Source organism: Streptomyces pyxinicus (genome assembly GCF_024753135.1).
In the GTDB taxonomy this organism is placed as follows: domain Bacteria; phylum Actinomycetota; class Actinomycetes; order Streptomycetales; family Streptomycetaceae; genus Streptomyces; species Streptomyces pyxinicus.
This window is the reverse complement of sequence record NZ_JANUGP010000011.1, coordinates 75,856-88,013: the sequence shown is the minus strand read 5'-3', so window position 1 is coordinate 88,013 and position 12,158 is coordinate 75,856. Positions and strand designations below refer to the sequence as shown.

Below are 12,158 nucleotides of genomic sequence, written 5' to 3'. Positions count from 1 at the left end.
AGGCCCCTCAGTCCCATTCCAGGCCGCCGCGCCGCCATACGTACGCGTACGCGACGAAGACGGTGAGCACGAAGAGCAGCATCTCCACGAGCCCGAAGATCCCCAGGGCGTCGAAGGTGACGGCCCAGGGGTAGAGGAAGACGATCTCGATGTCGAAGACGATGAAGAGCATCGCCGTCAGGTAGTACTTGATGGGGAAGCGCCCGCCGCCGGCCGGCGTGGGGGTCGGCTCGATACCGCACTCGTAGGCTTCGAGCTTGGCGCGGTTGTACCGCTTCGGACCGATCAGCGTGGCCATGACCACGGAGAAGATCGCAAAGCCTGCCCCGAGGGCTCCCAGTACGAGGATGGGCGCATACGCGTTCACCGCTCCTCGCTCCTCTCAGTCGGCGCTGACTGCTGGCGGTTGCACTGGGCTCACTCGCGCCTCACCGGTCCCACGAACCCCGCCCGTCCCGGCGAAGATCGAGAACATGTGAAGCAGGTCACAAGCCCAACTGCCTCGCATCCTATGCCTGCCGCTCTGTGATCTGCGACACGGGGTATTCCACAAGCTTTGTGATCTCCACCACCTGACGAAGGATCATGAAGCCGGATGATGAGTGATCTTCATACGCGAAGCGTTCAGTTGATCACCAGAAGTGACATTCTCGCCCGTCGCCGCAGGCCAGAGGGGTCGCCTCAATATCAATAGAGTTCCGGCGCATGCAAATTGGCACTGGACACCGTCGCCTGGTAGGGGGGCCCGTTCACACGTCGGAGGGAGAAGCGGGGGCCGATGTGGACGGGGCCGGGGCGCGTGCGCGCGTTCACGAGCCCCGCGCGCACCGGACGCCTCCCCTCCGGAGACCGTTCCGTGACCTCCGCCACATCGATGAGAGGCGGATGAGAACCGGGCTTGGCCAACCAACCCAACCGGTGGTAGGCGTGGGGCAATTCGGACGTAATGATCAAAGACCGTGATCAAGGGCTTGATCACGGTCGTCCGCAATGTCCGTTACGGCGTCAATAAAGGGCGACACGCCCGGCATTCGGGGGGTCCACTGAACAACTGTGGCGCACCACACGTTTCTTGAAGATATGAAGGAGCCCCTGGTACCGGTTGTTCCCATGCCCCACACCGCTCACATACGCAGCCACCGGAAGCCCCGCCGCAGCGCGTCGTCCCTCGCGATGCGGGCCGGAGTTGCCGGTGGCGTCCTCAGCACCCTGGCAGTCGCCGGGGCGTCCGGATCGGCGAACGCTGCCGAGCCGGTGACGCAGACCCTCGAACTGCCCACCCTGACGGCCGACCTGGCCGCCCAGGCCGCGAAGTCCGCGGACGCCACCCAGCAGGCGGCCGCGAACTACCAGCTCCAGGCCGAGCGCGACTCGGCCGCCGCGAAGGCCGCGAAGCAGGCCAAGGCGGACCTCGCCGACGCGCGGCACAAGGCCGCCGCGGCCAAGAAGAAGGCCGAGGAGGCCGCGCGCAAGCAGGCCGCCGCCCGCGCGAACCGCAGCGCGGAGCGCACGACGCTGTCCGCCTCGGCGGACACCGGCAGCACCAGCGCCTCGACGACCTCCACCGGCAGCTCCACGGCGACCGGTTCGGCCGCCGCCGTCGTCAGCTTCGTGAAGGCGCAGATCGGCAAGGCGTACGTCTCCGGCGCCACCGGCCCGTCCGCCTACGACTGCTCGGGCCTCGTGCAGTCGGCCTTCAAGCAGGTCGGCGTCAGCCTGCCGCGCGTCTCGCAGGACCAGTCCACCGCCGGCACCCAGGTCTCGCTGGACAACCTCCAGCCGGGCGACATCCTGTACTGGGGCAGCGCGGGCAGCGCGTACCACGTAGCGGTGTACGTGGGCGACGGCATGTTCGTCGGCGCGCAGAACCCCTCCACCGGCGTCGCGGAGAAGCCCCTCTCCTACGACCCGCCCACCGGCGCCGTGCGGGTGCTCTGACCCCACCCCGCACCGCGCTACGCGCGTAAGGGCCGCAGCCGCTCGGTGGCTGCGGCCCTCGCGCGTTCCGGCGCTCCCCCGTGCCCGGCATCCCTGACATGCTCGGCCCGGGCCGCCGGGCAGCGAGCGGTACGGCGCATCGCCGAGGTCGTCGACGACATGTTCCGCACCCTGTACGTCGCCGACGGCGCCGGACTGGCGGCGGATCAGGTCGGGGCGGGTGTCCGTCTTTTCGGGTACGACTGCCTCGATGACGAAGGAGTCCGGCATGTCGGACACGTGGTCGACCCGGCGGGACGAGGTTCGCGCCCGCCGGGCCGCCAAGGCGGAGGCGTCGAGGTTCTCCTAGCGGCGGGTCACGCCTTCGGCGCCACCTTGCTCAAGCCGTTGATGATGCGGTCCATCGCGTCGCCGCCCGTCGGGTCGGTGAGGTTGGCCAGGAGTTTCAGGGTGAACTTCATCAGCATGGGGTGGCTGAGGCCGCGCTGGGCGGCGATCTGCATGACCTTCGGGTTGCCGATGAGCTTCACGAAGGCGCGGCCGAGGGTGTAGTAGCCGCCGTAGGTGTCCTTGAGGACGCGCGGGTAGCGCTGGAGGGCGATCTCGCGCTGGGCGGGGGTGGCCCGGGCGTGGGCCTGGACGATGACGTCAGCGGCGATCTGGCCGGATTCCATGGCGTAGGCGATGCCTTCGCCGTTGAAGGGGTTCACCAGGCCGCCGGCGTCGCCGACGAGCAGCAGCCCGCGGGTGTAGTGCGGCTGGCGGTTGAAGGCCATGGGCAGGGCGGCGCCGCGGATCGGACCGGTCATGTTCTCCGGGGTGTAGCCCCAGTCCTCGGGCATGGAGGCGCACCAGGTCTTGAGGATCTCGCGCCAGTCCAGCTCCTTGAAGGAGGCGGAGGTGTTGAGGACGCCGAGGCCGACGTTGGAGGTGCCGTCGCCCATGCCGAAGATCCAGCCGTAGCCGGGCAGCAGCCGGTCCTGGTCGCCGCGCCGGTCCCACAGCTCCAGCCAGGACTCCAGGTAGTCGTCCTCGTGGCGGGGGGAGGTGAAGTAGGTGCGCACGGCGACGCCCATGGGGCGGTCCTCGCGGCGGTGCAGGCCCATCGCGAGGGAGAGCCGGGTGGAGTTGCCGTCGGCGGCGACGACGAGCGGCGCCCGGAAGGTGACCTCGCGCTTCTCCTCGCCGAGTTTGGCGGTCACGCCGGTGATCCGGCCGGTGCGGTCGTCGAGGACCGGGCCGGTCACGTTGCACCGCTCGAAGAGGCGGGCGCCGGCCTTCTGGGCGTTGTGGGCGAGCTGCTCGTCGAAGTCGTCGCGTTTGCGGACCAGTCCGTAGTTCGGGTAGGACGCGAGATCCGGCCAGTCGAGCTGGAGGCGGGAGCCGCCGCCGATGATGCGCAGGCCCTTGTTGCGCAGCCAGCCGGCCTCCTCGGAGATGTCGATGCCCATGGCGACGAGCTGCTTGACCGCGCGCGGGGTGAGGCCGTCGCCGCACACCTTCTCGCGCGGGAACTCGGTCTTCTCCAGGAGCAGGACGTCGAGACCGGCCCTGGCGAGGTGGTACGCGGTCGTGGAGCCGGCAGGCCCCGCGCCGACGACGATCACATCGGCGGTGTTTTCGGAGAGGGGCTCGGTCACGGCGGGATCTCCCCAAGGTTCGGAATATGCGTGCCGACCGGCACTGGACATGGGCAGTCTATTCAGCGGAATTGATCAACCGGCTGAAGGGCTGCCCCGTGAACGGACCTCTCCCCGTCGTACGGCTGCGCGTTCCCACCCACGAGGACGCGGTCGCCTGGCACCGGGTCTTCGCCGACCCCGAGGTGATGGAGTTCCACGGCGGCCGGCCGGCGGCGCTGTCGGTGTACGAGGAACTCACTGCGCGCCAGCGGCGGCACGACGCCGAGCAGGGCTTCTGCCTGTGGACGGTGCTGGACGAGGACGGCGGGGTCGTCGGGTTCACCGGCGCCCAGCCCTGGCGGCCGGACTGGGGCCCGGTGGGCGAGGTGGAGATCGGCTGGCGGCTCGGCCGCGCGCACTGGGGCAAGGGGTACGTCACCGCCGCCGCGCGCGAGACGCTGACGCGGGTGCGGGCGGCCGGGGTCGCCGAGGTGGTGGCGATGGTGCGGCCGGGCAACGCGCGGTCGATCGCGGTGACCCGCAGACTCGGGATGCGGCCGGCGGAGACCTACCCGCACCCGACGCTGGACGAGGACGCGCTCTGCTTCCGACTCGCCATCGATGACAGAGAGTAGTTGTCTGTCACAGAAAGCCATCGACTCCTTCCCGGGCCGGACGCACGGGAGTTACCCTTCCAGTACCGCTGGGGGTGACATCTGTGCGTATAACACCCAAAACACCCGAGGTGCGCGTGCCTCGTCTGGTCGGTCTGATGGCCGTGGACGCGCGCGAAACGGCACGGGCCCGGGGCCTGTTCCTCAACGCGCCGGACCGCCCGGACTTCCCGCACACGGTCGTGGACTACGTCGTACGGCAGTACCCGCCGCCCGGCGCCGAGGTGCCGCCGGACTCGATGGTCTACGTGTGGTTCGACTTCGGGGAGGGCGAGGGCGGCGGAGGCGTGCGCGAGCCCCGCATCCCCCGGCCACCGGGCGGCGGGGTCCGGCGGGAACTGGGCGAGCCGGGCGACGCGTTCGAGATGATCAACCGCTGAGTGCGGCGGCCGGGCTCAGCTCTCCTTGAAGCCCCGGTGCAGGGCGACGACGCCGCCGGTGAGGTTGCGCCACGCGACCCTGCTCCAGCCGGCCGCGCGCAGCCGCTCGGCCAGCGCGGGCTGGTCGGGCCAGGCGCGGATGGACTCGGCGAGGTAGACGTAGGCGTCGGGGCTGGAGGAGACCGCGCGGGCCACCGGGGGCAGCGCGCGCATCAGGTACTCGGTGTAGACGGTGCGGAACGGCGCCCAGGTGGGGTGCGAGAACTCGCAGATCACCACGCGTCCGCCGGGCCGGGTGACCCGGTGCATCTCGCGCAGGGCCGCGTCGAAGTCCTGCACGTTGCGCAGGCCGAAGGAGATCGTGACGGCGTCGAAGGTGTCGTCCCGGAACGGCAGCCTGGTCGCGTCGCCGGCCGTGAAGGGCAGCCAGGTGTGCTTCTTCTTGCCGACCTGGAGCATGCCGAGGGAGAAGTCGCAGGGCACGACGTAGGCGCCGGCCTGCGCGAAGGGCAGCGAGGAGGTCGCCGTACCGGCCGCGAGGTCGAGGATCTTCTGGGCGGGGCGGGCGTCCACCGCCCGCGCCACCTCCTTGCGCCAGCGGCGGTCCTGGCCGAGCGAGAGCACGTCGTTGGTCAGGTCGTACCGTTCCGCCACGTCGTCGAACATCGAGGCGACTTCGTGCGGCTGCTTGTTCAGGGAAGCGCGGGTCACCGGATCATTGTCGCAGCCGGGCCGGCGGGGCCGGCACGCAGCCGGGTCAGCGGCGCCGGAACACCAGCCGGCCGGCCAGCACCGTCGCCACACAGGTGCCCGCTCCCCGTTCGGCGAGCCGCGCCTCGTCGGGCACGTCGAACACGGCGAACCGGGCGGCCGAGCCGGGCCGGGGGGCGGGCGCGAACACGACCGGCACTCCGGCGGCGAACGGGTCGAGGGACGGCACCCCGGCCGGGCGGTCGGCACGGTCCACGAGCACCAGGCCGGTGCGCTGGACGGCGTCCCGAACCACGCGGTGGCGCAGCGGCTCGCAGGCCGCCGCGACCGTGCCGTGGGCCAGCATCCGCTGGGCGCCGCGCCGGGCGCTCGCGCCCCGGCGGGTGTCGTCGAGGGCCGGCGCGTCGAGCGCGGCACCGGTCAGCGGCTCGGTGCCCAGCTCGTCGGCCTCGCGCGGGTCCGGGTGGTAGGCACCCTCCAGCAGCTCCGTGCCGTGCACGTTGACCAGGCCGGGCATGAGGATGCCCGGCCAGGCGCGCACCCGCGCCCGCGGGTAGGCGGCGGACAGCTCCGGCAGCGTCCCGGTGGCCGCGATCAGCTCACCCTCGACGGCGAGGGCGCGGCCCCGGGAGTCCGCGTGAATCGTCAGCAACGCGCGCTCAGTTGGATGCCAGCAGCTTCAGCTCGGGGTGGGCCGTGCCGCCCTCGATGGCCGTGGAGGAGATGTGGGAGACCACGCGGTCGTCGACCGGGTCGTTCGCCGGGTCGTCGTGCACGACCAGGTGCTCGTAGGTCGTGGCGCGCTGCGCCGGGACGCGGCCCGCCTTGCGGATCAGGTCGATGATCTCCAGCCGGTTGGAGCGGTGCTTGGCGCCGGCCGAGGAGACCACGTTCTCCTCCAGCATGATCGAGCCGAGGTCGTCCGCGCCGTAGTGCAGGGACAGCTGGCCGGTCTCCTTGCCGGTGGTCAGCCAGGAGCCCTGGATGTGCTGGACGTTGTCCAGGAACAGCCGGGCCACGGCGATCATCCGCAGGTACTCGAAGAGGGTCGCCTGGGTGCGGCCCTTCAGGTGGTTGTTCTCGGGCTGGTAGGTGTACGGGATGAAGGCGCGGAAGCCGCCCGTGCGGTCCTGCACGTCCCGGATCATCCGCAGGTGCTCGATGCGCTCGGCGTTGGTCTCGCCGGTGCCCATCAGCATGGTGGAGGTGGACTCCACGCCCAGCCGGTGCGCGGTCTCCATGATCTCCAGCCAGCGCTCGCCGCTCTCCTTCAGCGGGGCGATGGCCTTGCGCGGCCGCTCGGGCAGCAGCTCGGCGCCGGCACCCGCGAAGGAGTCCAGGCCGGCCTGGTGGATGCGGGTGATGGCCTCCTCGACCGACACCTTGGAGATCCGGGCCATGTGCTCGACCTCGGACGCGCCCAGCGAGTGGATCACCAGCTGCGGGAAGGCGTCCTTGATGGCCTTGAAGTGCGTCTCGTAGTACTCGACGCCGTAGTCCGGGTGGTGGCCGCCCTGGAACATGATCTGGGTGCCGCCCAGCTCGACCGTCTCCGCGCAGCGGCGCAGGATGTCGTCCAGGTCGCGGGTCCAGCCCTTGTCCTTGTCCTTGGGGGCCGCGTAGAAGGCGCAGAACCTGCACGCCGTGACGCACACGTTCGTGTAGTTGATGTTCCGCTCGATGATGTACGTCGCGATGTGCTCGGTACCGGCGTACCGGCGGCGGCGCACGGTGTCGGCGGCGGTACCGAGGGCGTGCAGCGGGGCGTCGCGGTAGAGGGCGACGGCCTCTTCGGGGGTGATCCGTCCGCCGGCCGCGGCACGGTCGAGGACGGACTGGAGGTCGGCCTTCTCGGTCACCGGTGGGGCCCTTTCGTCAAGGGGGCGGAGGGACCGGACCAGCGTACGCCAGCCGTTTCCACCCGCGGACCGCAGGCCGCGCACCCACCGGTCGTCAGGCCGCGTACGCGCCGATCAGCAGCCCGGCCAGGACACCGGCCAGCAGGAACGGGCCGAACGGTACGGCCGTCTTGCGCCCCGCCCGGCCCACCGCGACGAGCGCGCCGCCGTACAGCGCGCCGAGCAGGAACCCGGCGAAGGTGCCGAGCAGCACGGTGGGCCAGCCGTACCAGCCGAGGACGGCGCCCGCGCCGAGGGCGAGCTTGACGTCGCCGAAGCCCATGCCGGACGGGTTGACGAGGTACAGCACCGCGTAGCCGGCGCCGAGCGCGAGGGCGCCGTACAGCGCGGTCGGCCAGTGGCCGGCGTGCTCGGGCAGCAGCGCGGCCAGGCCCAGCAGGGCGAGCGCGGCGGCGGCGAGCGGCAGGGTCAGCGGGTCGGGCAGCCGCCGTACCCGCAGGTCGACGGCGGCGAGCAGGACGCCGACCGGCGCGAGCAGCAGCCACACCGCCAGCTCGGGCCGGGTGCCGGTGGCGGCGGCGAGGGCGGCGCAGACGAGGGCGGTGGCGGTCGCGAGGAGGGGGGCGGAGGGGCGGTACGGCGGGTCGCTGTCGGGCGGCTCCGCGCACCGGGCGCACCCCGCCCCGCCCAGCCAGCCGCGCAGCGGGTGCCGGCCGCCGGGGCAGCGGGTGCGCCAGGGCTCGTCCGGCGCCACGGCGAAGCGGTACGCGGCGCGGGGCAGCAGGACGCCGGCCGACGCGCCCCACAGCGCGGCGAGGAGCACCAGCACCCCGGTGCCAATCAACGGACCCTCGCCATCCGGGAGACGGGGTTGCCCTCGGCCGAACTGTCGGACGTGTAGCGCAGGTCGTCGCCGACCGGGGTCAACTCCACTTGATGAGGGGATGGGTTGCAGCCGGAGTGGTTGCCCTCGGCGCCGGTGGAGATGGCGAGGACCTGGGTCTTCGTCACCTTCTTCAGGGTGAGGACGTCGGTGCAGACGGCGCCGATCTGGTCGGTCCCCCGGAGCCTGCCCAGTTCCTCGCCGGTACGGGCCTGGTGGACGGTGAGCCGGAAGGTGCCCAGGGGCAGGGTGCCGTCGAGCGCGGTGGCCGGGCCCTCCCAGGTGCCGAGGTAGCGGGCGGGGACGGTGCCGGTGCCGCTGGGCGTGGGGCTGCCCGTGGCGGTGTGCCCGGACTGCTCGGCGCCCGCCTCGGAGTCCGGGCCGCTCCGGTCCGACCAGGGCCGCAGCAGGGCGCCGGCGCCCACGGACCCGGCGACCAGCGCACCGGCGACGGCCGGCGCGACCGTGCAGCTGACCCGCCGCCCCCGGCCGCCGCGCGCCGGCCCGGAGTCCGCCGCGACCCGGAACGAGACCCGCCCGGTCGCGTCCCGGGGCGGCGGTACGGCGGCGGCGCCCGGTGCCCCCTCCGTACCGGAAGGCCCCCTCACCGGCGCCGGTCCGAACACCCCCGCGCCGGAGGCGGCCGGGACGGCGCCCTCCACCGAGGACCGGGTGAAGGCCACCGGACCCGAGCGCGGCCCGGTGTCCGTGTCCAGGTTGAGGAGGCGTACGGCGCTCCGGCTGACCTGTTCGACCAGGGGGCCCGGGAGCCAGCCGGCGGCGATCAGGCGGGCGGGGCCCTCGGGGGCGAGGCGGCGGCCGGCCTCGGCCGGGGCGGGGCGGGACGCGGGGTCCTTGGCCAGGCAGGCCGCCGTCAGCTCGCGCAACGGGCCGTCGAGGGGGCCGAGTTCGGGCTCCTCGTGGACCACCTGGTAGAGCAGCGCGGCCGAGGTGCCGCCGCGGAAGGGGGGCTCGCCGGTCGCGGCGAAGGCGAGGACCGCGCCGAGGGAGAAGACGTCGGCCGCGCCGGTGACGCCCTTGCCGAGGATCTGCTCGGGCGCCATGTAGCCCGGGGAGCCGACCGACACCCCGGTGGAGGTCAGGGACGCGGTGTCCGCCAGGGCGCGGGCGATGCCGAAGTCGATGAGGAGGGGGCCGTCGAGGGTGAGCAGGACGTTGGACGGCTTGACGTCCCGGTGTACGAGACCCAGCTCGTGCACGGCCGCGAGCGCCTCGGCGAGGCCCGCGCCGAGCGCCCGTACGGTGTGCGCGGGCAGCGGGCCGCCGTCGGTGACGGCGGCGGTGAGGGAGGGGCCGGCCACGTACGCGGTGGCCACCCAGGGCACCGGGGCGTCCGGGTCCGCGTCCAGGACGGGCGCGGTCCAGGCGCCGCCGACCCGGCGCGCGGCCGCCACCTCACGCCGGAACCGGGCGCGGAACCGCTCGTCCAGCGCGAGGTGCGGGTGCACGATCTTCACGGCGACCGTGCGCCCGCCGGCGCTGCGGCCGAGGTAGACCCGGCCCATGCCGCCGGCTCCGAGCCGGCCGAGCAGCCGGTAGGGCCCGGCCTCGGCCGGTTCGCCGGCTTCCAGCGGCTGCATGGCGCACTCTCCCCCCGACGCCCGATGGCAGCAGGGTAGTGACTCGCCCCTATGGGCGCAGCAGGTCCACGGTCGCGTCCGCTCTACGGCCGCAGCAGGTCCACCGTCACGTCCGCCGGGAAGCCCGTGGTGGGTCCGACCCGGCGGGCGAACTCGGTGACGGCCGCGAGCTGCGGCGTGCCGAAGCTGAAGTCGAGGGTGGTGAAGTACTGCTGCAGGGTCGCCTCGTCGAAGGCCTCCCAGCGGGCCGCCTGCTCGGCGACCTTGCCGACCTCCTCCAGGGAGAGGTTGCGGGAGGCGAGGAACGCCTCGTGGACCTTGCGGGTGATGAGCGGCTCGCGCTCCAGGTAGTCCCGGCGGGCCGCCCACACCGCGAAGACGAACGGCAGCCCGGTCCACTCCTTCCAGAGCGAGCCGAGGTCGTGCACCTGGAGGCCGTAGCGCGGGCCGTCGAGCAGGTTGGCGCGCAGGGCCGCGTCGCCGATCAGTACGGCGGCCTCGGCCTCCTGCATCATCAGGCTGAGGTCGGGCGGGCAGGTGTAGTAGTCGGGACGCACCCCGTAGCGCTCGGCGAGCAGCAACTGGGCGAGGCGGACGGAGGTGCGGGAGGTGGAGCCGAGGGCGACCCGGGCGCCGTCCAGCCGGTCGAGGGGGAGCTGGGAGACGATCACGCAGGACATCACCGGGCCGTCGCAGCCGACGGCGATGTCCGGGAAGGCGACGAGGTCGTCGGCGTTGCGCAGGAACTCGACCAGGGTGATGGGGCCGATGTCGAGGTCGCCGCGCACGAGCTGCTCGCTGAGCTTCTCCGGGGTGTCCTTGGTCAGCTCGAAGTCGAGGAGCGTGCCGGTTCTCGCGAGCCCCCAGTAGAGGGGCAGGCAGTTCAGGAACTGGATGTGGCCGACGCGCGGCCGGGTGCGAGAATTGTCCACATCGGGACAGTAGCCCCCGTGCGGTACGGTGCCGGTACCGGCCCCGCCACCAGACGGAGTAGGGACGGTTCAAACCTCCGGGTGAAGTGATCTTGACCTCTATTGCTTTCGGCTGGCCGCGTGCTAGGCTCGCCGCAAGTTGCAGTTTGGTTTCCCTTGCAGTACAGAGCCTGCGGAGCATGTGACCGCGGGCTCTCGTCGTTTTCAGAGTTATGCATTGTGCAGCACCGTTTCGCACTAGCAGGTTCTGGAGCAGGGCAACCCTTTTGAGCCCAAGGAGGGCTTATGGCTACCGGAACCGTGAAGTGGTTCAACGCCGAAAAGGGCTTTGGCTTCATCGCCCAGGAGGGCGGCGGCCCCGACGTCTTCGTCCACTACTCCGCGATCAACGCCCAGGGATTCCGTTCCCTGGAGGAGAACCAGGCGGTCTCCTTCGACGTGACGCAGGGCCCGAAGGGTCCGCAGGCGGAGAACGTCACCCCCGTCTGATCACTGCCTGATCGCAGAACCTGAGTGCAGCACCCAAGGAGTCCCGTGCCTTCCGGCAACGGGACTCCTGCCTTTTTCGCCTTTTTCCCTCCTAATCGCCCGGCGCGAGGCCCGAGCGGGCCGACCGGTGCTCCGCGACCGTGTCCGCGAAGGCGCGGGCCGGGGGGCTGAGGGCGTCCCAGCGGCGGACCGCCCAGCCGACCGGGAGGGGGCGCAGGGCGGGGAGCGGAATGAGGCGCAGCGGGCCCGTGCCGGGGGCCGGCAGGCCGGGGACGGCCGGGACCACCGCCCGGCCGACGCCCAGCTCGGCCAGCAGGAGGGCGGTGTCCCAGTCGGCGACGCTCGGGTCGTGGCCGAGCCGTACGCCCAGCTCCGCGCAGGCCGCCTCCAGGTGGGCCGCGGACGTGGAGTTGGGCGGCAGCCGGATCGGGCGGACCTCGGCGAGGGCGGCGGGGTCGAGGCGGGGGCGGCCGGCGAGCGGGTCGTCGGCGCGGACCGCCAGCAGCCAGGGCAGCTCCGCGACCGTGCGCTGCTCGATGCCCCGCACCGGCGGCCCGACGGTGATCCAGGCCAGGTCCAGCGTGCCGTCCGCCAGCGCGTCGAAGGTGCCCCGGCCCGAACTGACCGTGCGGAAGTCCAGGTTGACCTGGGGGCGGCGGCGGCGGAACGTGACCACCGCGTCGGACATGAAGTGCCGGACGGTGGTGGCGCCGGTGGCGACCCGGACGTGTCCGCTGTGCCCGTCGAGCAGGTCGCGCAGCCGGCCCACGGCGAGGTCGAGGCCGTTGATGCCCTCGGCCGCCGCCTCTTCGAGTATCCGGCCGGCCTGGGTGGGGACCACTCCGCGCGGCTGCCGCTCCAGCAGGGCCACGCCCGTCTCCCGCTCCAGCCGCTTCACGTGCTGGCTGACGGCGGACTGGGTGCGGCCCAGGTCCCGGGCCACCGAACTGAGGCTGCCCGCGCGGCACACGGCCACGAACACACGGAGGTCGTCCAGGGTCACAACATCCAAGCTAACACTTGGGTTTGACGAGGAAACCCAAGGATTGACTGGCCGCCGGGGGCGTAC

At 72.3% G+C, this 12,158-nt stretch carries 13 protein-coding genes and 1 pseudogene; 5 read left to right on the top strand and 9 right to left on the bottom strand.

Annotated features, from left to right (window positions below; all coding sequences use genetic code 11):
- Window positions 1–7 precede the first annotated feature (7 nt).
- Entirely contained in the window at window positions 8–367 is a 360-nt protein-coding gene (locus NX794_RS16885; RefSeq protein ID WP_003992243.1) for an NADH-quinone oxidoreductase subunit A, read from the bottom strand.
- 743 nt (window positions 368–1,110) lie between these two features.
- Here NX794_RS16885 and NX794_RS16880 point away from each other — a divergent pair.
- Both NX794_RS16880 and NX794_RS36065 read left to right on the top strand, forming a co-directional pair.
- Entirely contained in the window at window positions 1,111–1,938 is an 828-nt protein-coding gene (locus NX794_RS16880; RefSeq protein WP_258779381.1) for a C40 family peptidase, read from the top strand.
- A gap of 93 nt (window positions 1,939–2,031) precedes the next feature.
- Window positions 2,032–2,262 (top strand): annotated as a pseudogene (locus tag NX794_RS36065) (peptide deformylase); the annotation flags it as partial.
- Between the two features lie 32 nt (window positions 2,263–2,294).
- On the opposite strand, the gene NX794_RS16870 reads toward NX794_RS36065, so the two are convergent.
- Window positions 2,295–3,629: a geranylgeranyl reductase family protein gene (locus NX794_RS16870; protein WP_258779380.1), complete on the bottom strand. Its 1,335-nt coding sequence runs from the start codon at window positions 3,627–3,629 to the stop codon at window positions 2,295–2,297.
- 47 nt (window positions 3,630–3,676) lie between these two features.
- Between NX794_RS16870 and NX794_RS16865 the strand changes: the two genes are divergently transcribed.
- Window positions 3,677–4,195 carry a GNAT family N-acetyltransferase gene (locus tag NX794_RS16865; protein WP_258779379.1) on the top strand — a complete coding sequence of 173 codons (519 nt, stop codon included), beginning with the start codon at window positions 3,677–3,679 and terminating at the stop codon, window positions 4,193–4,195.
- Between the two features lie 110 nt (window positions 4,196–4,305).
- Window positions 4,306–4,614: a PASTA domain-containing protein gene (locus NX794_RS16860; protein ID WP_258779378.1), complete on the top strand. Its 309-nt coding sequence runs from the start codon at window positions 4,306–4,308 to the stop codon at window positions 4,612–4,614.
- A 15-nt stretch (window positions 4,615–4,629) separates the two neighbouring features.
- Here the strand turns inward: NX794_RS16860 and NX794_RS16855 are convergent, their stop codons facing one another.
- From NX794_RS16855 to NX794_RS16830, 6 genes are all read right to left on the bottom strand, one after another.
- Window positions 4,630–5,325 carry a demethylmenaquinone methyltransferase gene (locus tag NX794_RS16855; protein ID WP_258779377.1) on the bottom strand — a complete coding sequence of 232 codons (696 nt, stop codon included), beginning with the start codon at window positions 5,323–5,325 and terminating at the stop codon, window positions 4,630–4,632.
- 46 nt (window positions 5,326–5,371) lie between these two features.
- Window positions 5,372–5,977 (bottom strand): imidazolonepropionase-like domain-containing protein, encoded by a 606-nt coding sequence (locus NX794_RS16850; RefSeq protein WP_258779376.1) that lies wholly within the window; start codon window positions 5,975–5,977, stop codon window positions 5,372–5,374.
- Between the two features lie 7 nt (window positions 5,978–5,984).
- On the bottom strand, window positions 5,985–7,184 hold the full coding sequence (gene mqnC / locus NX794_RS16845; RefSeq protein ID WP_258779375.1) for a cyclic dehypoxanthinyl futalosine synthase: 1,200 nt from the start codon (window positions 7,182–7,184) through the stop codon (window positions 5,985–5,987).
- A gap of 94 nt (window positions 7,185–7,278) precedes the next feature.
- Entirely contained in the window at window positions 7,279–8,025 is a 747-nt protein-coding gene (locus tag NX794_RS16840) for a prepilin peptidase (protein WP_258779495.1), read from the bottom strand.
- Window positions 8,025–9,668, bottom strand: a complete 1,644-nt coding sequence (locus NX794_RS16835) for a serine/threonine-protein kinase (protein ID WP_258779374.1) — start codon at window positions 9,666–9,668, stop codon at window positions 8,025–8,027. Before NX794_RS16835 ends, NX794_RS16840 begins: the two co-directional genes overlap by 1 nt.
- Window positions 9,669–9,751: 83 nt before the next feature.
- Complete coding sequence (locus tag NX794_RS16830; RefSeq protein WP_258779373.1) at window positions 9,752–10,600, bottom strand: menaquinone biosynthetic enzyme MqnA/MqnD family protein; 849 nt, start codon at window positions 10,598–10,600, stop codon at window positions 9,752–9,754.
- A 285-nt stretch (window positions 10,601–10,885) separates the two neighbouring features.
- Between NX794_RS16830 and NX794_RS16825 the strand changes: the two genes are divergently transcribed.
- Window positions 10,886–11,089 carry a cold-shock protein gene (locus tag NX794_RS16825; protein WP_073499902.1) on the top strand — a complete coding sequence of 68 codons (204 nt, stop codon included), beginning with the start codon at window positions 10,886–10,888 and terminating at the stop codon, window positions 11,087–11,089.
- A 91-nt stretch (window positions 11,090–11,180) separates the two neighbouring features.
- Here NX794_RS16825 and NX794_RS16820 read toward each other — a convergent pair whose 3' ends face one another.
- Complete coding sequence (locus NX794_RS16820; protein ID WP_258779372.1) at window positions 11,181–12,092, bottom strand: LysR family transcriptional regulator; 912 nt, start codon at window positions 12,090–12,092, stop codon at window positions 11,181–11,183.
- Window positions 12,093–12,158: the final 66 nt, after the last annotated feature.